Source organism: Clostridium sp. NkU-1, from assembly GCA_001312405.1.
In genome coordinates, this window is record BBDR01000018.1 from 26134 (window position 1) to 47234 (window position 21101).

Below are 21101 nucleotides of genomic sequence, written 5' to 3' on the forward strand. Positions count from 1 at the left end.
TTTATTGTTTGAATAGAAAAAAACGTTCTCCATCCAGGATATAATAAATCTGATATTCATTTTTATAAAATCCAATGGTTTCAGCCAGGTCACAGTCCCTGGCCACATGGCTGATTCCGATTCCATTGCATTTTCCTGTAAAAATCACTTCTTTCATATTTCCTCTTTCCTGCAATGCCTTATGGGCATAAAGGTATACCTGAAGGGGATTAAGTTCCGCTGACCCAAAGGGTGTCATCTGTTTCTTCCAGTTTGTAAAAAACAGGATGCTCTTTTAAATGTTCATTTGGGGTATGAAGGGTAAGATAAAGTTCACCGGATAAGTTTTTGAATATCATGCCATGGCCTCCGTCTTTTTCAAATAGAAGCCTGTCATCCTGAGTCCATTTTCCCGTAATATCACCGTTGCCGGAATAAGCAAGGGCCTGCGTGTACCCTTCCTTTCCAAAGCTGGACCAGAGAAGAATCAGCGGCCGCTTTTGGTTCGGTACAGGAAAGGACCATCCGTTACATAATTTGTACCAGGCCTTTTATTTTTTTACGGGGACGATCCAGGCTTTTGCTTCTGAAGCGTGAAAGAGAAGCTTGGGTTCAGATACCGCCTGTTTTAGATCCAGGCTCAGTTCTACGGCACAGATGGAACCATCCGAAATCTGAACCCATTCATGAACGAAAACCATATAGGGTTTTCCTTCCGGACTTACATAAAACGTTCCGTCAATGCATTCCCAGTCATGTGGTGTGATTTGCTTTTCGCTGTGTGGGATAAACGGTCCTAAGGGATGATCTGCCTTTAAAATTGAAGTTCCTCCATGGGAATGACTGTCTTTAAAGGTTGCAAACATATAATAAGAACCGTTGTATTTATGGACTTCCGGAGCCCAGCAATTCAAATCGGCCCAAAAGTCTTCCGGCTTATGAAATACTTCGTAAGGACCATTCCAGTTTTCCAAGTCTTCACTGATGTAGCAGTCAAATCCGGTGGCAGATGTCCAGCAGGTTTCGGCCCTTGTTCCATACATATAGTATTTCCCCTCATTTACCAATATAAAGGGATCCCTGATATTGATTCTTTCAAGATTCATTTGCAAACCATCCTTTCATAAGAGCGTTTTTCCCATATCTATCCATATCAACAGATAGAAATATTTTCCAGTTTAATTATACTGTATAAATGGTTTGATTGGTAGATTGTGAGCCGACTTTATGGGATATTTCCTGTATATGGAAATGAATGTCTGTTATCTATTTGATCCAGTATTTGAAAAGCTCTGCAAAACAGCCAGGAGAGGGTTGGTTTCAAAAGAAAAAAATACATTTTTCCCTTGACTAACCACCTTTTGTTCTATATAATTGAAACGATGTTTAATTAAAATAGTCTCAATATGTTTCATCATATTGCCTATGATAAGCTATTGTAACAAGAGGAGGTGTCCGTAGATTATGAAGATGACGTTTCAGCCAAAAAAAGAGACAGAGATCTAAAGTTCATGGTTTTAGAGCCAGAATGAGCACTCCAGGCGGTAGAAAAGTTTTAGCTGCCAGAAGAGCAAAGGGAAGAGCAAAATTATCAGCTTAATGGACCAGGCCGCAAGTAATTGTGGCCTTTTCTTTTCTCAAATTCCTGGGAAACAGGAAAAATACCTTTCAGGTATACCTTTATGTCCAAAAACGTGGACAGGAGATAGGAAAAAGTTTCATGAAACATTTTAATTCAATTAAGAAAAGCCGGGATTTTCAAGAGGTTTATCAAAACGGAAAGTCCCTTGCCAACAGACTTCTTGTAATGTATGTCAGGAAAACGGACAGGCCTGAGACCAGAATCGGCATATCCGTCAGCAAGAAAGTAGGAAACAGCGTTGTAAGACATCACATAACCAGATTAATCAGAGAGAGCTTCAGGCTTCATGAGGAAATGGTAGAGGCAGGATTAGACATCGTAGTCGTTGTAAGATCAGCGGCAAAGGAAGAAAATTACAAAACAATCGAAAGTGCATATCTGCACTTGTGCGGACTTCATAACATTTTAAAAAAAAGAATCGAAGTGATCTTATGGTTAAAAAATCATGATTTGTTGATCAGAGGATACCAGAAGTATTTATCTCCTCTGAAAATAAGAACTCACTGCATTTACACGCCTACGTGCTCTCAATACGCCATTGAAGCACTTAAAAAGTACGGCGTGTTAAAAGGTACATTTTTGGCTTGCAAGAGGATACTTCGGTGTAATCCATTTGCAAAAGGCGGTTATGATCCAGTTCCGTAACAGATGAGGAGGTAGTTCATTGGAATTCTTAGTATTGACTAAGGTAGGAGGCATCTTGGGGCCGTTTGCGACCGTTCTGGGTGTAATAATGGATTGGCTTTTTAAGCTGACCAGTACATTTGGTATCCAGAATATTGGTTTGTGTATTATTTTATTTACTCTTGTAACAAAGCTTCTTATGTTTCCGCTGACCTTAAAACAGCAGAAATCTTCAAAGCTTATGAGTGTTATGCAGCCGGAAATTTCGGCGATTCAGGCAAAGTATAAAGGAAAGACCGACCAGGAATCCATGAGAAAGCAGAACGTGGAGGTTCAGGCGGTTTATGAGAAATATGGAACTTCCATGACAGGAGGCTGTGTACAGCTTGTCATCCAGATGCCCATTCTTTTTGCCCTGTATCAGGTTATTTATCATATTCCTGCTTATGTACAGAGCGTGAAAGCGGTATTTGAAAATGTGGTGACATCCATCAATTCCCTTGGAGTGGATCATGTTGGAATGCTGACACAGTTTGCTGCAGATAATAAAGTTAATATATCAAGAATCGGAAGTCTTACAACCAGCAATGGAATGGTAGATTTCTTATATCAGTTAAATCCAAGCCAGTGGAATTCTTTACAGGGATTATTCCCTTCCATTAAGGATACCATTGCAACCAATGCAGCACAGATTTCCCATATGAATTCCTTCTTTGGAATCAACCTGGCTTCTACGCCATCCAGCGTACTGTTTCCGCCAGGAGGGGGCTTCCATTTCAGTCTTGCCATTCTCATTCCGATTCTGGCAGGTTTAAGCCAGTGGTTCAGTGCAAGGCTCATGACAGTAAACCAGCCTCAAAATGGGAATAATGAAAACAATGCCATGGCTCAGTCCATGAAGAGCATGAATACAGTCATGCCGCTTATGTCAGTATTTTTCTGCTTCACCTTTGCATCCGGTATCGGTATTTACTGGATTGCCTCCAGCGTGTTCCAGATCATCCAGCAGGTTGCGGTAAACCGTTATTTAAACCGGATTGATATGGATGATATGATTAAGAAGAATGTTGAAAAGGCTAATAAGAAACGTGCAAAGAAGGGACTTCCTCCTCAGCGCGTTGCCCAGAATGCTACAGCCAGCTTGAAAAATCTTCAGGCTGCCAATGAAAAAGAGGAAGCTGAGATTAATGCCAAGGCTGAGAAAACAAAAGAGCAGGTTAAGGCCTCCAGCGATTATTATAACAGCGGATCCTCAAATCCGGGCAGCATTGCGTCAAAGGCGAGGATGGTTGAGAAGTACAACGAAAAGCACAATAAATAGGAGGGTGACCTATGGATATGATTACAGTTTCAGCAAAAACCGTTGATGAAGCGATTACAAAGGCATTAATCGAATTAGGGACAACCAGTGATAAGCTGGAGTACGAAATTGTTGATAAGGGCAGTAATGGTATTCTGGGATTTATCGGTTCAAAGCCGGCTGTCATCCGTGCAAAAAAGAAAGAAACCATGGAAGACAAGGCTATGGCCTTTCTTTCCGATATGTTCGGCGCTATGGATTTAGGAGTCCATATGGAAGCTTCTTACCATGAAAAAGAAAAAGAGCTTTCCATTAACATGTCAGGAGATGACATGGGAATTTTAATAGGAAAAAGAGGACAGACCCTGGATTCCCTGCAATATCTGGTAAGCCTTGTTATAAATAAGGAAAATGAAGATTACATCAGGGTAAAGCTTGATACGGAAAATTACAGGGAGCGGAGAAAGGAAACTCTGGAAACTCTTGCAAAGAACATTGCTTACAAAGTGAAGCGTACAAGACGTTCTGTTTCTCTGGAACCGATGAATCCTTATGAAAGAAGGATAATCCATTCCACACTTCAAAATGACAAGTTTGTTGTTACAAGAAGTGAGGGAGAGGAACCATTCAGACACGTTGTTATTTCCTTAAAGAAGGATTATTCAAAAAAAAGATCGGAATCAGGAAAGAGATAAATAGACAAATAACTATGAGGGGTTGGGGCTGTCGGAAGGCACCCTCACCCCTTTTCTTAAATAGGTGTTTTTTTCAGGTGATTGAATATGAAGATGAATACAATAGCGGCCATCGCCACAGCCATGTCAAGTTCCGGTATCGGAATTGTAAGGGTCAGCGGCGAGGAGTCATTTCAGATTATAGATAAGATATTTAAGGGTAAGGGAAAGGGGGAGAAAAAGCTTTCTAATGAGCCATCCCATACCATCCATTATGGCTATATTTGTGACGGGGATGAGGTCATTGATGAGGTTCTGGTTCTGATCATGAGGGGACCAAGAAGCTATACGGCAGAGGATACGGTTGAGATTGACTGCCATGGAGGAGTTCTTGTAACGAAAAGAATCCTGGAGACTGTGTTAAAGTACGGTGCCAGTCCTGCGGAGCCTGGAGAATTTACGAAAAGGGCATTTTTAAACGGCAGGGTGGACCTATCCCAGGCTGAGGCCGTCATTGATGTGATTAATGCGAAAAATAATTATGCCTTAAAGTCTTCTGTCAGCCAGCTAGAGGGAGCTGTTTCCAGGAAAATAAAGGATATGAGAGATAAAATTATTTATCATATCGCTTTTATTGAATCAGCTCTTGATGATCCGGAACACATTTCTCTGGATGGGTACCAGGACCTTCTTTTGCAGGCAATTAAGCCTTTAAAAGAGGAGCTGAATCTTCTTATTAGGTCTGCGGATAATGGAAGAGTTCTTTCAGAAGGCATTGAGACTGTTATATTAGGAAAGCCCAATGCAGGAAAATCTTCCCTTTTAAATGTTCTGGTGGGAGAGGAGCGGGCAATTGTCACGGATATTGCAGGAACCACCAGGGATACCTTAAAGGAGCAGATCAGGCTGGAAGACTTAAGCCTTAATATCATTGATACGGCAGGAATCCGGCATACAGAGGATGTGGTCGAAAGGATTGGTGTTGAGAAGGCAAGAAATGCGGCCCAGGAAGCGGACCTGATTATCTATGTGGTGGATGGTCCTGTCCCCTTGATGAAAATGATGAGGAGATTTTAGAATTCATTGAGAACCGGAAGGCAGTTGTACTTTTAAATAAGACGGATCTTATTCCTGTTGTTACAGAAGATATGCTTAAAAAGAAAACCGGACACCATGTGATTCCCATTTCCGCAAAGGAAGGTATTGGGATCGGGAACCTGGAGGATGAGATAAAGGCCATGTTCTATCAGGGTGAAATTGACTTTAATGATCAGGTTTACATCACAAATGTAAGGCATAAGAATGCCTTTTTGGAGGCTCTTAAGAGCCTTTCTATGGTGGAGGGCAGCGTGAAAGAAGGAATGCCGGAGGATTTCTATTCCATTGATTTAATGGATGCTTATGAGCAGCTGGGAACCATCCTGGGAGAATCTGTTGGGGATGATCTGGTGCATGAGATATTCCGCAAGTTTTGTATGGGTAAGTAAGGATTTTGATGGGGAGTGATAGGAAAGGAGAATGAAATGCAGCATTTAGAAGAATCTTATGATGTTGTCATAGTCGGTGCAGGCCATGCCGGCTGTGAGGCGGCCCTGGCCTCAGCAAGGCTGGGCCTTGAGACAATTATGTTTACAGTCAGTGTGGACAGCATTGCACTGATGCCCTGTAATCCCAATATCGGCGGCAGTTCCAAAGGCCATCTGGTAAGGGAGCTGGATGCTTTAGGTGGTGAAATGGGCAAAATTATAGATAAAACCTTTATCCAGTCCAAAATGTTAAATCAGTCAAAAGGACCGGCAGTCCATTCCTTAAGGGCTCAGGCGGACAAGCAGGAGTATTCCAGAGCCATGAGAATGACCCTGGAAAATACGGATCATTTGACCATAAGGCAGGCAGAGGTTACGGAAATCATTGTAGAGAATGGAACTCTTACAGGTGTTAAGACTCTTTCCGGGGCAGTTTACCGCTGCAAGGCGGCAGTATTGGCTACGGGAACCTATTTAAAGGCAAGGTGCATCTACGGCGATGTGAGCGAATATACAGGCCCTAACGGCCTTAAGGCAGCCAATCATCTGACTGATTCCCTAAAGGAGCATGGGATCGAAATGCTGCGCTTTAAGACGGGGACTCCTGCCAGAGTGGATAAGAGAAGCATTGATTTTTCCAGGATGGAAGAGCAGTTTGGGGATGAGAAAGTGGTGCCCTTTTCCTTTTCCACGGATAGGGAAGCTTTGGAAAAGGAGCAGATTTCCTGCTGGCTTACTTACACCAATGAAAAGACCCATGAGATCATTCGGGAAAACTTGGATCGTTCTCCCTTATATTCAGGGGCCATCGAAGGAACCGGGCCAAGATACTGCCCATCCATTGAAGATAAGGTGGTAAAATTTTCGGATAAGGACCGTCATCAGGTCTTTGTTGAGCCGGAGGGCCTTTATACCAATGAAATGTACTTAGCCGGTATGTCAAGCTCTCTGCCGGAGGATGTGCAGTATGCCATGTACCGGACGGTCCCAGGCCTTGAAAAGGTGAAAATCGTCAGGAATGCTTATGCAATTGAATATGACTGCATCAATTCCATCCAGCTTAAGTCGACCCTGGAAACCCTGCCGATCAGCGGGTTGTTTTGCGGCGGTCAGTTTAACGGAAGCTCCGGCTATGAGGAGGCGGCAGTCCAGGGCTTTATGGCCGGTGTAAATGCGGCGATGAAGATACTGGGGAGAGAACAGATCGTACTGGACCGTTCCCAGGCTTATATCGGTGTTTTGATCGATGATCTTGTTACAAAAGAAAATCACGAGCCGTACCGCATGATGACCTCACGGGCTGAATACAGGCTGTTGCTGCGTCAGGACAATGCAGATATCCGTCTTATGAAGATCGGCCATGATATTGGATTGATCAGCGATGAGCAGTATGAAAACCTGCTTTTAAAGGAACGGATGATTGAGGAAGAAATCAGGCGTTTGGAAGCTGCAAATATAGGAGCATCCAGAGAAGTGCAGGAATTCCTGGAAGAAAACGGGAGCACTCCTTTAAAAACGGGAACAACCCTGGCTGAACTTGTTAGAAGACCAGAGCTGGATTATGTTATGTTAACTAAAATAGATAAGGACAGACCTGTCCTTTCCGAGGATGTTATGGAACAGGTCAATATTAATATTAAATACGATGGATATATCCGCAGGCAGAGACAACAGGTAAGTCAGTATAAAAAGCTGGAGAATAAAAAGCTGGATGTGGAATTTGATTATTCCACGGTAAAGGGGCTTAGAAGAGAGGCCATCCAGAAACTGAATCTGTATAAGCCCATGTCCATTGGACAGGCATCCAGAATATCCGGTGTATCACCGGCAGATATATCAGTTTTGCTCGTTTATTTAGAGCAGCTTCGATATCAGAAGAGCCTGGAAAAGAAAGAATGAGGAATTATATATGACAGGAGCATTTGAAGAAAATCTCCGAAAAGAACTGAATTTATTGTCCATAGAATTAGAAGAGAATCAAATAAATCAATTTTATAATTATTTTGAATTATTAGTAGAATGGAATAAATTCATGAATTTAACTGCAATTACAGAAATGGATGAAGTGATCACAAAGCATTTTGTTGACAGTTTATCCCTGATTAAAGCAGTAGAGGAGATTGGTACAAAGCATTACAGAATCATTGATGTAGGAACTGGGGCAGGATTTCCTGGAATTCCTTTAAAGATTGCATTTCCTGATTTAAAAATCACATTAATGGATTCCTTGAATAAAAGGGTGAATTTTTTAAATGAAGTAATTAATGGTTTGGGACTTAAAAAAATAGAGGCCATCCACGGGAGGGCAGAAGACCTGGGAAGAGATGCTCTTCATCGGGAACAGTATGATTTTTGCGTTTCCAGAGCAGTTGCTAACTTAAGCACTTTATCCGAATACTGTATGCCTTTTGTAAAAGTGGGAGGTCATTTTATTCCGTATAAATCCGGGAAGATTGAAGAAGAGCTGGCAGCGGCAAAACACGCCATATTTTTATTAGGTGGAAGTGTGGAGGAAGTGAAAACCTTTTTATTGCCGGGAACAGATGCGGAACGGTCATTGGTTAAGATAATCAAGAATAATGGCATTTCTAAAAAGTATCCAAGAAAAGCTGGCTTGCCATCAAAGGAGCCGTTAAAATAAAATGTTTCACGTGAAACATCCTTAAGCTGTTAGTTAAACCTCATTAAGTAGCAAAGCGGATTGAGAATATCCGATTGACTAATTGAGCAGTGGATGTTTCACGTGAAACATTATTTTTTTATTATTTTGATTAAACAAAGAACATTTGAATAACACGATACAATTCAGAAGGGTTTTCCAGCTGAGGAAAGTATTTGGAGTTACCAATCAGGGAACTTTCAATGGCCGGATTATATATCTGATATTCCCTGATCATCTCGCTAATGTTTTCCATTTCACATCCCCCAATAATATAAATGCTGTTATTGATTTTCTTTAAAGCATTTGCAATATTGCACTTGGTATAATTACATCTGACACTGGCATACAAGGATTTGGGTGATTCTCCCAAATGGGCTGATTCATAGTATGCATCAACCAGTGAGGTCTTTACGGAATAGGGATTATAGAAGTTGCTAGAAAATTCTTCCATAATTGCCTGTTTGCTGGTAGCAAAGTGATAGAGCAGTGTTCCTAAAACAGGCAAGTCCAAAATAAATTTATAAACTTTACCGTGCTTGTTCGGTATCTGGCTGCATGACAGTAAGGTATCCGGATTAATCAGCATGATCTGATCAAATAATTCTGGTGACTGATTGCATGCCATAACAGCAAGTGGAGATGAGGAACCGGATGCAATGACATTGGTACGATGTCCAATTTCTGATTTGATAAAATCAGAAATCATCTGAACATAAAGGTAGTTGGTATAAGTCAGATCCGGTTTTTCAGAGCGTCCGCATCCTAAGAGGTCCACAGCATATACGGTATACTGTTCTTTTAAATGATCTATCATTTGATTCCATTCATATCCGCTGGAACAAGCTGTTAAATCATGAATGAGTAAAAGCGGCTTACCGGTTCCCGTTTTTGTATAATGAATATTACCAAAACGCCATTTATAGCAAAGGGATTTTGAATCAGACAATATGTTTTTGGAGGTTGCGGAATATTTAATACATTTATTAATGACAGCAGTGGCAGTGGCAGTGCTGGCTGATAAAATAAGCAAGGTCAATAATTTGTTCTTTGTTTTCATATTTTCCCTCCTGAAGTGAGTTTATCTTTTCTTATTATAATATAATCAATATGGACTTACAACGCCTAACATATTAATTTATTCTTAAAACTTGGAAAAACCTTACAGATATTCTTTTTTAGTGGAAGAACTTGGTCATAAAATTGTTAAATTCCTTTGGGTACAGCCTTATGATGGCTATGTATAGAAATAAAACTGGAAAAATGTTTCACGTGAAACATTTTTTATATTTTATAGATTTTTTTTACAGGAAACCATAGGAAAAAAAAATAAAGTATGCTATACTCTACTTTGAAATGCAATTTCCGGATGTTATAACAGGAAAAGGTTGAAAGGAAAATGTCTTTTAACCTTTAATTTGTGGATCAACTGGATAAACAAGTATATCCCCTTGATTCATTAGGAGGCAAAATTAAAAATGGGAAGAATCATTGCGATAGCAAACCAGAAAGGCGGAGTCGGTAAAACGACTACTGCGATCAATTTATCTGCTTGTCTTGCGGAATCAAGACAGCGGGTATTGGCTGTGGATTTTGATCCACAGGGAAATGAGACCAGCGGATTGGGGGTCGAAAAAAAGTTCCATTGAGCGAACGGTATACGATCTGCTGGTAGGAGAGTGTGAAATTGAAGAATGCCTGATTACCAATGTTCAGGAAAACCTGGATTTGCTTCCTTCCAATGTGGATTTAGCAGGAGCAGAAATTGAATTATTGGAAATCGAGAACAAGGAAACACTCCTCAAAACATATCTTGAAAAAAATCAAGAAACACTATGATTTTATTATCATAGATTGTCCTCCGTCATTGAATCTATTGACAATTAATGCCTTAACAGCTGCAAACACCGTATTAGTACCAATTCAATGTGAATATTATGCGTTAGAAGGATTGAGCCAGGTACTGAAAACGGTAAATCTGGTAAAAAAAGAAGCTAAATCCCGCCCTTGAGATGGAAGGTGTGGTTTTTACCATGTATGATGCCAGGACAAACCTTTCCCTGGAAGTTGTGGAAAGTGTTAAAAATAATTTAAACCAGAATATCTATAAAACCATTATACCCAGAAATGTCAGACTGGCAGAGGCTCCCAGCCATGGAATGCCGATTAATTTATATGATTCCAGATCAGCAGGAGCGGAAAGCTACCGGTTACTGGCGGCAGAAGTAATAAGCAGAGGAGAAGAAATATAATTATGGCAAAGAGAACGGGTTTAGGAAAAGGCCTTGGAGCAATTTTTGGAGATGAAGTAATGGAATCTGCAGCAGAGGAACAGGAAATGAAAAACCATCCAAAGCCGGAGCAGACAATAATAAAAAAAAGAAACAGGACAAGAGGAATCGGAAGCAGGAAAAGGAATGTTCCTCAAAATATCCTCCATTGAACCGAATCATAATCAGCCAAGAATGGAATTTAGGGAGGAATCCCTTATAGAATTGGCGGAATCCATGAAAGAATATGGTGTTTTGCAGCCACTTTTGGTACAGAAAAAAAAGGGGATTTCTACGAAATCATTGCCGGTGAGCGAAGATGGAGAGCGGCAAAGCTGGCAGGTTTGAAAGAAGTGCCTGTGGTGATCCGGGAGTATACGAAGCAGCAGTCAATGGAAATTGCATTGATTGAAAATGTACAGAGAGAAGATTTAAATCCCATTGAAGAAGCCAAGGCTTATCAAAGGCTGATGCAGGAATTTGGATTAAAGCAGGAAGAAATTGCAGCACGGGTGGCAAAAAAAACAGGGTAACCATAACCAACAGCATGCGTTTATTAAAGCTGGAAAAACGAGTTCAGGATATGCTCATACAAAACCAGATCACAGGAGGACATGCCAGAGCACTTCTGGCTGTTGATGATCCTGAAATGCAATTTCAAATTGCAGGAAGGATCGTTGCTGAAAATCTAAGTGTCCGTGAAGTGGAAAAGCTTGTTAAATCCTTATCGAAGAAAAAAAGAACCAAAGGAAAAAAAGGAAGAGGATGAGAGCATTTTTCTGATATTCAGGGAATTGGAAGACCGAATGAAAACTGCCATGGGAACCAAAGTAAGCATTAACCGGAAAGACAGTAACAAAGGAAGAGTGGAAATTGAGTACTATTCTGAGGCAGAATTGGAAAGAATAGTAGAGTTGATAGAATCCATAAGATAACATCATAGAAGCGAGGACGAAAGAATGGACAACAGTTTATTGAATCAGTTACCGGTTGATCCTGCTTTTTTTAATTATTGGATTAGCTGTAATTACCATGATATTACTGATCGTTGTAATCATATGTCTGATTCAGATGAGAAAGCTGTATCGCAGATACGACTATTTTATGAGGGGCAAGGATGCGGAAACCCTGGAAGAGATTATTATGGAACAGATGGAGGATATTGCGGAGCTTAAAGCGGAAGACCGCGCCAATAAGGACTCTCTTCGTAATACTAACAAGAATTACAGAAGTGCTTTCCAGAAATTCGGACTTATAAAATACAATGCATTTAAAGGGATGGGCGGTAACCTAAGCTTTGCAATGGCAATCCTTGATTATACAAATTCCGGTTTTGTTTTGAATTCCGTTCATAGCCGGGAAGGATGCTATGTTTACATTAAGGAAGTGGAAAGAGGAGAAACAGATGTTTTGCTTGGAAGCGAGGAAAAAGATGCTTTGGAGCAGGCATTGGGATATCATTCATAAAAAACCAGGTGCGGCGAAAGCTGCACCTGGTTTTTATAATAGCAAAAGCATTATAATTTTTGATCGAAACCTTTGAAAGAATAGATTGAATTTTAGTTTACAATAATTCTACGAAGGTATATGATCGGAGGGGTATATGATCTGCTTCATTTCCATATGGCGTTCCTCTGTAAGCGCTGCTCCGATGGCAGTACCGTATTCCGCCTGGTCCGGTATGATGAAATGAACATGAAACATGGTTCAAGGGTTTGGAAGACGTCTTTACACTGAGGGAATTTTGCCAGATTTCCGGTCATGACAAAATTAGTGATATTGCTGTTCAGTGAAGATAAAATAGCGGATTTTGCTATAACCTGAAGTACCATATTAATGATTCCTACGGCAATATCCTCGTCGGATACAAGGTTTCTCACCTTACCGAAATTAGAGGCTGTGGCAGAAAGAGGAAGGCCGGGCAGGGGAGTTCTTGAGATATCCTGTATTTGTAAGTCAACGTTGCTTATATTCCCCCGGCTTGCCAGCTCCATGATCTGGGAGATATCCTGGGTTTTAAGGAGTAGGCTTGAAAGGCCGAGGATGGTTCCTCCACCTATGCCGATTCCTCCGGTGTGAGTAATTTTTTTCTCCGTTTACCTGGACAAGAGAGGTTCCTGTTCCCATGCTTACCACGATTAAGTCGTTCAGTCCAGTAAAATATTGTCCTCCAAGACCATTGCAGGTGAATTCGTCTACCTTAAAAGTAGGAATTCCGTATAAGGGCTGTTCTACGTAAGCGCTGCCAACCCCTGTGATCATAATTTTTTCAATTTCATTCAACTGGATGTTGTTTTCATAGATGAATTTTCCAAGAGCTCCAAACAGAGAAGCGATTGGGTTATCAGCTTTAACAAAAGTAGGAATTTTTAATTTACCATCTTGAAATCCTACAATTTTAGTTGTGCTTCCTCCAAGATCAATTCCAATTGTAATTTTCATAATTTTAAAATCCCCTTAATCTTGTATATAAAAAAATATAATCTTACCTGTGAAAACGATGTTTAAGGTAACATAATTATATGTCTGCGCAGATATACCTGCGTTGTTAAGGCTTACTATATCATACATGATGCGCATTGCCAAGTTTTTAAATCCGTCCAAAAGCCGTTTATCGTCCTTTTTTTAAGAATAAACCGGGAAATAGATGCTCAGAATATAACTTATCTAAAACAGCTTTTCAGATTTCTGATAAAAGGCAGTGTTTTTTACAGCCGCTCATCAGATTATGTAAACAACTTTTTGTTTCTATAATTATAACTTATCTGAACTTGCAGTGCAGGTGAAGATAAAAGTGCTGATTTTTATCCCATTCCTCCGATTATGGGAAGTGTTTTTGGCTTCCGGTCGTATGTTTAATTGAAAAAAAAGAGAAGAGCGCTCAGAAGTAACCTTATATTGTATTAAATTTAAAAATATGAGATTTGAATAAAAAATAGCTTGAACCATGTATATTTTTTGTAAAATATAACATTGACAAAAAAATAACAATAGCATATAATGAAATCACGATAGATCGTTAAAAAAAATATCGATACAAAAATACCTATTTAACTTATTTTAAAAATTGGAGGAAAATCATGATGGCTAAGAAAGAAGAACAGGTAAGAGTTCCTGAGATCATTGATAGTGTAGATGCCCTGATCGCGAAGATGGAAGTCATGAAAGAGGCTCAGAGAGTATTTGCTTCCTTCACCCAGGAACAGGTGGATAAGATCTTTTATGAAGCAGCAAGTGCTGCCAATAAGTTAAGAATCCCTCTGGCAAAAATGGCTGTAGAAGAAACCGGTATGGGTGTTGTAGAAGACAAGGTCATTAAGAACAACTATGCTGCAGAATATATTTATAACTCATATAAAGACACCAAAACCTGTGGTGTGATCGAAGAAGATAAGGCATATGGCATTAAGAAAATTGCAGAGCCTATTGGTCTGATTGCGGCGGTTATTCCGACTACAAACCCGACTTCAACTGCTATTTTCAAAACCCTGATCAGCTTAAAGACCAGGAATGCCATCATAATTTCCCCTCACCCACGTGCAAAGAATTCTACCATTGCGGCTGCAAAGGTGGTTCTCGATGCCGCTGTTAAGGCCGGCGCACCGGAAGGAATCATCGGCTGGATCGACGTTCCTTCTCTGGAACTGACCAATGAGGTCATGAGAAGTGCAGATATTATTCTGGCAACTGGCGGCCCTGGTATGGTGAAAGCAGCTTATTCTTCAGGAAAACCAGCCCTTGGCGTTGGTGCAGGCAATACCCCTGTAATCATTGATGATACGGCTGATATTAAGATGGCTGTCAGCTCCATTATCCATTCCAAGACCTTTGACAATGGTATGATCTGCGCTTCCGAGCAGTCTGTAACGGTTCTTGAACCTGTTTATGATGCAGTTAAAAAAGAGTTTGCAGCCAGAGGTTGCTATTTCTTAAAGGAAGATGAACTGAATAAGGTACGTAAGACCATTATTATCAATGGCGCGTTAAATGCCAAGATCGTAGGCCAGAAAGCTCACACCATTGCAAAGCTTGCAGGCGTGGAAGTTCCTGAATCCGCAAAGATCCTGATCGGTGAGGTTGAGAGCGTTAATCTGGAAGAAGAATTTGCACATGAAAAGCTGTCACCGGTTCTGGCTATGTATAAGGCAAAAACCTTTGATGAGGCGATTGAAAAGGCAGAGCAGCTGGTTGCTGACGGTGGTTACGGACATACCTCTTCTCTTTATATAAATGTAAATGAAAAAGAAAAAAATGGCAAAGCATGCAGCGGCTATGAAGACCTGCCGTATCCTGGTGAATACCCCATCTTCTCACGGCGGTATCGGTGATATCTACAACTTCAAGCTTCAGCCATCCCTGACTCTGGGCTGCGGTTCCTGGGGCGGAAACTCTGTTTCTGAAAACGTTGGGGTAAAGCATTTGCTGAATATTAAGACCGTTGCTGAGAGGAGAGAGAACATGCTGTGGTTCAGAAATCCTGAAAAGGTTTACTTTAAAAAAAGGTTGTATGCCTGTAGCACTTAGTGAATTAAAGGATGTATATAACAAAAAGAGAGCATTTGTAGTAACAGACTCCTTCCTTTACATGAACGGTTATACAAAACCGATTACAGATAAATTAGATGAAATGGGCATCGTTTATACCGTATTTTCCGATGTTCAGCCAGATCCGACCCTGGCAAATGCTCAGGCAGGTGCGGCTGCTATGAAGGCATTCCAGCCGGATACCATTATCGCCTTAGGCGGCGGTTCTGCCATGGACGCAGGTAAGATCATGTGGGTAATGTATGAGCATCCAGAGGTGGACTTCCAGGATATGGCCATGCGCTTTATGGATATCCGTAAGAGAGTCTACACATTCCCTAAAATGGGTGAAAAGGCTTACTTTGTGGCCATCCCAACTTCTTCTGGTACTGGTTCTGAGGTAACCTCCTTTGCGGTTATTACTGACCAGGAAACAGGGGTAAAATATCCTCTTGCAGACTATGAATTAATGCCGAATATGGCTATCGTTGATGCGGACAACATGATGAGTCAGCCTAAGGGCCTCACAAGTGCTTCCGGTATTGACGTTTTGACTCATGCATTGGAGGCTTATGCTTCTATAATGGCTTCTGATTATACGGACGGTCTTGCACTTAAGTCCATGAAAAATGTATTTAACTATCTGCCTATAGCATACAATGACGGAACTAATGTAGAGGCCAGATGTAAGATGGCAGATGCTTCCTGCATGGCTGGTATGGCATTTAATAACGCATTTTTAGGTGTATGCCATTCCATGGCCCATAAATTAGGCGCTTATCATCACCTTCCTCATGGTGTTGCAAATGCGCTGCTGATCACCCTGGTCATGGAGTTCAATGCTTGTGAAGTTCCGGCTAAAATGGGAACCTTCCCACAGTATGAGTATCCACATACCCTGGCAAGATATGCAGAATGCGCTCGTTTCTGCGGCCTGGAAGGTAAGGATGATGCAGAACTGCTTAAGAAATTTATTGCAAAGATCGAGGAATTAAAGAAGGCAGTAGGAATCAAGGCAACCATTAAGGATTATGGCATTGATGAGAAGAACTTCCTGGCTACTCTGGATGAAATGGTTGAAAATGCATTTGATGACCAGTGTACAGGCGCAAATCCAAGATATCCTCTTATGAGCGAAATTAAGGAAATGTATTTAAAAGCTTACTACGGTAAATAAGTTTAAATAGGTGGCAAAAGGCCGTACCCGAATCGCGGGGCGGCCTTTTGCATTTTCTTTTTTTATTTTACCTTCCCATCTTTAAATAAAAGGATCATCTCATGGGTCAGGCTTAAGTTGGTGAAATCGTCAGGGATATCCTCCGGAGCCATCCAGTCTGCTGTGGATAACTCTGTTTCATCCAGACGGACCTGTGGAGAACCATCCAGCTCAGCCCAGTAACCGACTAAAATGGAATCACTGAACGCCCATGGCTGGTTTTTGTAATAGCGTATGTTTTTGACCCGAAGACCTGTTTCTTCCATTACCTCCCGGTTTACCGTATCTTCCAGGGTCTCACCGAATTCCGTATAGCCTGCGATCAGGCATACCGGGTGTATTCTCTTCCCGCATACTTGGTCAGCAGAAGCTTTCCGTTGTAAGTAACAGCCACAATGACGGCTGGAGCAATCTTTGGGTAAACGGTATTGCCGCAGGAGGAGCAGACCATGGATCGTTCTTTTTTTACTTTTCATCATGGGAGAGCCGCAGCAGCCGCAGAACCGGTTGGAGCTGTAAAACCGGTGAAGCTGCCCGGCAGAAACAGCTGCAAAGGACACCCACATGGGCTTTAGCTCCCTTAATGCTCCTGTTTTATAAAAGAAAAGGGAATCGGTTCCTGTCAGGCTGATATTGGTTTCATCTACAAGAAAAAAATCCATCTGGTCAATGGAGAAAAGATAGTCAGAGCAGGACATGGCTTCTTTGCTTAAGTTTTTTTAAGTCTCCGAATTGGGGGATTTTTGTGGAACTCTTGTGGTCAAGGAGGAGGCAGCCATCCTGGAAGTATAGAAAATAGCTGTCCATGTGGGGCGTTTTTATCTGAAATTCGTTATGGAATACATGGGGAAAAATATCCTGAATCATCTGTAAAGAACCTTCTTTGGCATAATTTACTTAATGAAGCAAGCAAAGCGCGCCTGTATTTAAAAAAATCAGCCATCCAGTGAGCCAAAGGCAAACTGAACTTCCTTTCTAAATTATTTACATTAAAGTATTGTAATCTATTTTAAATTTCAAAATGTTTCCTGTCAAGCCATTAGAAGATAGTTAAAAATAGAAAGGCCGGCGCATTTATTGGCGCCGGCCGATCATATATATTTGTCATTGCCGTAAAACGGCTTTTCGGATAGGAATTCCGATGATAACAGCAATCACTGTAAGAACAATATCCTTAGGAACAAATGCCACTATGGAATAAGAAAATACCCCTAAGACCGACATATCACCGGATAATGCGGCCCATTGAAGACCTCCTATGGTTTCATCTATTAGGGTGCCAAGAACCGGGAGCAGGAATATAAGAATCGTGTTAAAAAGCTTGCTGCCTGTTTTTGGTCTGATGCCGCAGAGAGGTACCATAATAAGCCAGCCCCATATGTAACCGCCGGTTAACCCCATCAAGTGTTGGAGGCCTCCGCGAAAGTTTGAGAAGACCGGAAGGCCTACAGCTCCAAGAAGGATGTAAATAAGTGTTGCTAAAAATCCCAGCCTCCATCCTAACACGGTTCCTATAAGTACTACTCCAAAGATCTGGATGGTTATGGGAACACCGGTTGGCAAGGGGATAGATATCTGGGAAATCACGGCAAGAACTGCCGCAAACATCCCGGCCAAGACTAATTCCTTTGTTGTAATCCGGCGTTTGGCAGGGGATGAAGTCTTTGTTTGAAATGTTTTTGCTGTATTCATGAGATCAGGCTCCCTTATGTAGTATAAGATTCTACTGGAATGGTAACACATGATAAATCGATTGTCAACTAAAAAAATATAATAGGTTAACAATTAAAAAAGTGGTTACAAGGAAATTTTGATATAAACTTGAAAAAAATAACCAGCCTGTAACCGTTGAGATATATACTGAATAGATAGAAAATACAGCTTTTAGCTTATTAATAGATTTTAACCTTGAGATTGCAATAAATAAGGAGGATATAAGTATGAAAGGTATAGGGAAGAAAGTGCATCGCTTAAAAAGAGTGATTGCCTGGTTGCTGACTATTGCGATTGTTACCGGAAATATATCACAGCTTTCAGTAACTACCGCATATGCTTCGGAGACTGCTGAGCGCAGAAGTGAATCTTCTTCCAATGCAGGGAAAGCATCTCCGTCGGAGGCGACCCCGTCAGAGGCGGCGAGAGTTATTGACGTCCAGGTCACTCAGTCTGCCATTGAAAAGGTTCTTAAAAAGGATTTTGACAGCAGACCGGAATTAAAGGAAGATTTGGTTCCCTTTGAAGGAGATCAAAAGGATCTGGTCATAGGAAAATTGTATGAAGAACTGGAGGGAAAAACTCTGGTGCTCCAGAAGAAGGTGGGAAAAGCCATGTATCTGGTAGTGGTATCAGATACTCTGGATGGAGAACCTTTTTTTTGAGGCTGATAAATCCGAACGCATCAGGCAGGAATCAATCCTTAAGAATATTCAGATCATAGGCGTCAATGGCTATAAGGACCGGGACTGCGAATTCCGGCTGCGGATCGTTGGTGAAGATTTAATGATCACAGATGCCCAGATGGAAGAATTTGCGGTCATCGGGGAAAATTCACAGGAAGAAATGGCTGCAAAACCTTCCTCAACCGGGAACCAATCCGGAAGCTCGGGAAGTTCTGGAAGTTCCGGAACCGTGGAAACGGCTGCCGCAACAGAGGAAGAGTCCAAGGATCAGGAAACGGATGCTCCGGAAACCGAGACTAACGAATCTGAGATTCGGGAAACCGGGACTAACCAAACTGAGGCTCAGGAAACCAGTGAGGCTCATAAGAATCTTTCCGAGTCGGATGAAGAAACAAAAAGCCAGACCAGGGAAGTGAAAGAGACACAGAGAGAAGAGAACTCCAGGGAAATCGAGGAAAAATCAGAAAATGGAGTCAAAGAAGAAAGCAAAAAAAGAACAGAGCGGAAAAGAACAGGGGGAAGGTTCCAATTCTGATAAATCCGGGGAAGCTCTTTCTGTAAGCAGCGTCGGAATAAATGGGGTTTCAATAATAAGGCATGAGGTTCCGGTTCTTTTAAACGCTGAAAATACGCTGGCAACAGCTTCTGAAGCAGACAATTATTTCAACGGCGGGGAAGATGCTGATCTTGTTTCTGTAGGGAATACGAAGGCCCTGTCAGAAGAGGAGCGGGCCGCCCTCATGGGAACCGATGTTGCCACCCTGAATGGGGAAGAAAAGAAAATAAGTTTATTCTCATTTCTCAGCCAGCCATCCTTTGGCATGGTGGTCCACAGCTATGGAATGACCCTGCTGAATACAGAGGTGAACAGTGAAGGCAGGCTCAGTCCTTATGAAACGGCTCTGACTTATTATGGGCCAGATGCTGAGGATAAGAAGGATACGGTTGAAGTGAATCTGTCTCAAAGTAAGACCGGCTCCATAAAGGCAGGAATTTTATATACCTATACCATCACCTATACCATGCAGGCAGCACCTCTTTACGAATATGCTGCAGGAGGAAAGCTGCCCCTCTTTGATACCTATGAGAATGCAAAAATTCTCTTCACTGTGCCTGACGGCATTGTCATAGAAGAGCGGCCCGGAAAAGTAAAGCTGGTATCTTCTGATGATGGTGGTAAGGTTTATGAAATCAGCGTGGGGGATGAACAGAATGTAATTCGTCCGGGCAAGTCAGACAGCATAACCGTGAACGCCTATATTGACGGGAATGGAAAAAGAGGGGTTGGCGAAGAATTTAAACTGTCTCAGGACAGCATTGCTTTCTATGCTGACGTTAAGGTGGCTGATAAGACAGATAAGGAGAATGTAACTTATCCCGGTAATGTTGAAACAGTCACTTATGCGGAGCAGCCAGAGGACACCACACTGGCTCTTGTTTCCGATGATGCATGGCATATTAAAAAGAGAGTTTATCCAACGGATCATTCTTATACGGTGGTAAGCGACAATGCAGGAAATCCTGAATTTGTGGACATTACCTATCAGATTGAAATGGGCATGTACGGAAGCTCAGGCGATATATCCAGGCAGTCTAACGGAACCATTTACCAGACTTATGGCCGTACTGGTTTTAAGGAGGATTCTTATAAAATTACAGACTCTCTTAAGATCCTCACGGAACATGCTCCTGAGGCCATGAAGCCGGTTTCCGTAACGGCCAAATGGGAAGGCGGATCCAATGTCAGGGTGATTAACAATGGGGATGGGTCGATTACCATTAATGAGTTCAAGACCCAGGGACAGAATGATGCGGATCATATTTACGTGTCAGATTTAGCGCCAACCTACAGCTCTTATCTGGTAACCGCCCGCTATCCCTATGAACCATTTTTGCTGAAGTACAATGATGAACGTATTGGGAACGAGACCGTATTTACGGTCAACAATAAGGCCCGTCTGGAATATGTAAAGCTGGGAACAGATCAGCTGGTGACAGAAGACTCGGATGTAAATATTGCGATTCATGAGTTCAACAAGCCGGCAGTTATCAAGATAAAGAAGGAAATTGACGAGGGTCTGGGCTTTACCCAGAAGTATGGATTGACCATGGAAAAGGAATATCCCGGGATGGCTGGCTTTGAGATTTATTCCCTGGATGCTGACAACAAGCAGACGCCTTATGACAATTATACGGTTATAGACGGACATGGTCAAAAAAATTAACAATAAAAACATTGCCGTCAATCCTTCAAGGGATGAAACGGAAAGCGGATTCTATGCAACAGG

The 21101-nt window shown here is 41.6% G+C and carries 19 protein-coding genes and 6 pseudogenes; 17 read left to right on the forward strand and 8 right to left on the reverse strand.

The window, feature by feature from the left end; translation table 11 throughout:
* Position 1: 1 nt before the first annotated feature.
* From JCM10519_RS32565 to JCM10519_RS32575, 3 genes are all read right to left on the reverse strand, one after another.
* The gene (locus JCM10519_RS32565; protein WP_347844989.1) at positions 2–157 is read right to left on the reverse strand and encodes a hypothetical protein; all 156 of its coding nucleotides are present in this window, start codon (positions 155–157) and stop codon (positions 2–4) included.
* Between the two features lie 52 nt (positions 158–209).
* Positions 210–338, reverse strand: a complete 129-nt coding sequence (locus JCM10519_RS32570) for a hypothetical protein (RefSeq protein ID WP_347844990.1) — start codon at positions 336–338, stop codon at positions 210–212.
* 192 nt (positions 339–530) lie between these two features.
* Positions 531–1085 (reverse strand): family 43 glycosylhydrolase, encoded by a 555-nt coding sequence (locus JCM10519_RS32575; RefSeq protein WP_347844991.1) that lies wholly within the window; start codon positions 1083–1085, stop codon positions 531–533.
* 358 nt (positions 1086–1443) lie between these two features.
* Here JCM10519_RS32575 and rpmH point away from each other — a divergent pair.
* The 8 genes and pseudogenes from rpmH to rsmG all read left to right on the forward strand — a co-directional run bounded on the left by rpmH (position 1444) and on the right by rsmG (position 8386).
* Positions 1444–1579 (forward strand): annotated as a pseudogene (rpmH, locus tag JCM10519_RS32580) (50S ribosomal protein L34).
* A gap of 120 nt (positions 1580–1699) precedes the next feature.
* Positions 1700–2044, forward strand: a pseudogene (gene rnpA, locus JCM10519_RS20575) (ribonuclease P protein component); the annotation flags it as partial.
* A gap of 27 nt (positions 2045–2071) precedes the next feature.
* On the forward strand, positions 2072–2266 hold the full coding sequence (gene yidD / locus JCM10519_RS32585; protein WP_347845017.1) for a membrane protein insertion efficiency factor YidD: 195 nt from the start codon (positions 2072–2074) through the stop codon (positions 2264–2266).
* Between the two features lie 19 nt (positions 2267–2285).
* A complete protein-coding gene (locus JCM10519_RS20580) occupies positions 2286–3566 on the forward strand; it encodes a membrane protein insertase YidC (protein WP_054741492.1) in 1281 nt (426 codons plus the stop codon).
* Positions 3567–3577: 11 nt separating this feature from the next.
* On the forward strand, positions 3578–4240 hold the full coding sequence (gene jag, locus JCM10519_RS20585) for an RNA-binding cell elongation regulator Jag/EloR (RefSeq protein ID WP_054741494.1): 663 nt from the start codon (positions 3578–3580) through the stop codon (positions 4238–4240).
* A gap of 87 nt (positions 4241–4327) precedes the next feature.
* Positions 4328–5706, forward strand: a pseudogene (gene mnmE, locus JCM10519_RS20590) (tRNA uridine-5-carboxymethylaminomethyl(34) synthesis GTPase MnmE).
* 36 nt (positions 5707–5742) lie between these two features.
* Entirely contained in the window at positions 5743–7644 is a 1902-nt protein-coding gene (mnmG, locus tag JCM10519_RS20595) for a tRNA uridine-5-carboxymethylaminomethyl(34) synthesis enzyme MnmG (protein WP_054741495.1), read from the forward strand.
* Positions 7645–7654: 10 nt separating this feature from the next.
* Positions 7655–8386 (forward strand): 16S rRNA (guanine(527)-N(7))-methyltransferase RsmG, encoded by a 732-nt coding sequence (gene rsmG, locus JCM10519_RS20600; RefSeq protein WP_054741497.1) that lies wholly within the window; start codon positions 7655–7657, stop codon positions 8384–8386.
* Between the two features lie 130 nt (positions 8387–8516).
* Here the strand turns inward: rsmG and JCM10519_RS20605 are convergent, their stop codons facing one another.
* The gene (locus tag JCM10519_RS20605; protein WP_054741499.1) at positions 8517–9464 is read right to left on the reverse strand and encodes an alpha/beta fold hydrolase; all 948 of its coding nucleotides are present in this window, start codon (positions 9462–9464) and stop codon (positions 8517–8519) included.
* A gap of 418 nt (positions 9465–9882) precedes the next feature.
* Here JCM10519_RS20605 and JCM10519_RS20610 point away from each other — a divergent pair.
* The 5 genes and pseudogenes from JCM10519_RS20610 to JCM10519_RS20625 all read left to right on the forward strand — a co-directional run bounded on the left by JCM10519_RS20610 (position 9883) and on the right by JCM10519_RS20625 (position 12141).
* A pseudogene (locus tag JCM10519_RS20610) lies at positions 9883–10656 on the forward strand (AAA family ATPase).
* 2 nt (positions 10657–10658) lie between these two features.
* Complete coding sequence (locus tag JCM10519_RS20615) at positions 10659–10847, forward strand: hypothetical protein (RefSeq protein ID WP_054741501.1); 189 nt, start codon at positions 10659–10661, stop codon at positions 10845–10847.
* Between the two features lie 22 nt (positions 10848–10869).
* Positions 10870–11207: pseudogene (locus JCM10519_RS32590) on the forward strand (ParB/RepB/Spo0J family partition protein).
* Between the two features lie 14 nt (positions 11208–11221).
* Complete coding sequence (locus JCM10519_RS32595) at positions 11222–11443, forward strand: hypothetical protein (RefSeq protein WP_347844992.1); 222 nt, start codon at positions 11222–11224, stop codon at positions 11441–11443.
* 263 nt (positions 11444–11706) lie between these two features.
* Positions 11707–12141, forward strand: coding sequence for a DUF4446 family protein (locus JCM10519_RS20625; RefSeq protein ID WP_347844993.1), 435 nt, complete (start codon positions 11707–11709; stop codon positions 12139–12141).
* 146 nt (positions 12142–12287) lie between these two features.
* Here JCM10519_RS20625 and JCM10519_RS32600 read toward each other — a convergent pair whose 3' ends face one another.
* Entirely contained in the window at positions 12288–12758 is a 471-nt protein-coding gene (locus JCM10519_RS32600; protein WP_347845018.1) for a hypothetical protein, read from the reverse strand.
* Positions 12691–13116 (reverse strand): hypothetical protein, encoded by a 426-nt coding sequence (locus JCM10519_RS32605; RefSeq protein ID WP_347844994.1) that lies wholly within the window; start codon positions 13114–13116, stop codon positions 12691–12693. The genes JCM10519_RS32600 and JCM10519_RS32605 overlap by 68 nt, the downstream gene beginning before the upstream one ends.
* 641 nt (positions 13117–13757) lie before the next feature.
* Here JCM10519_RS32605 and adhE point away from each other — a divergent pair.
* Positions 13758–16375 (forward strand): annotated as a pseudogene (gene adhE / locus JCM10519_RS20635) (bifunctional acetaldehyde-CoA/alcohol dehydrogenase).
* Between the two features lie 62 nt (positions 16376–16437).
* Here adhE and JCM10519_RS20640 read toward each other — a convergent pair.
* Positions 16438–17112 (reverse strand): NUDIX domain-containing protein, encoded by a 675-nt coding sequence (locus tag JCM10519_RS20640; RefSeq protein ID WP_347844995.1) that lies wholly within the window; start codon positions 17110–17112, stop codon positions 16438–16440.
* A 406-nt stretch (positions 17113–17518) separates the two neighbouring features.
* Positions 17519–18106, reverse strand: a complete 588-nt coding sequence (locus JCM10519_RS20645) for a biotin transporter BioY (RefSeq protein ID WP_054741503.1) — start codon at positions 18104–18106, stop codon at positions 17519–17521.
* A gap of 248 nt (positions 18107–18354) precedes the next feature.
* On the opposite strand from JCM10519_RS20645, the gene JCM10519_RS20650 reads away from it, so the two are divergent.
* The 3 genes from JCM10519_RS20650 to JCM10519_RS20660 are packed head-to-tail and all read left to right on the forward strand — an operon-like array spanning position 18355 to position 21038.
* Positions 18355–18792 (forward strand): hypothetical protein, encoded by a 438-nt coding sequence (locus JCM10519_RS20650; protein ID WP_054741505.1) that lies wholly within the window; start codon positions 18355–18357, stop codon positions 18790–18792.
* Positions 18773–19348 (forward strand): hypothetical protein, encoded by a 576-nt coding sequence (locus JCM10519_RS20655; RefSeq protein ID WP_054741507.1) that lies wholly within the window; start codon positions 18773–18775, stop codon positions 19346–19348. The genes JCM10519_RS20650 and JCM10519_RS20655 overlap by 20 nt, the downstream gene beginning before the upstream one ends.
* Positions 19281–21038, forward strand: coding sequence for a hypothetical protein (locus JCM10519_RS20660; RefSeq protein ID WP_054741510.1), 1758 nt, complete (start codon positions 19281–19283; stop codon positions 21036–21038). Before JCM10519_RS20655 ends, JCM10519_RS20660 begins: the two co-directional genes overlap by 68 nt.
* Positions 21039–21101 lie beyond the last annotated feature (63 nt).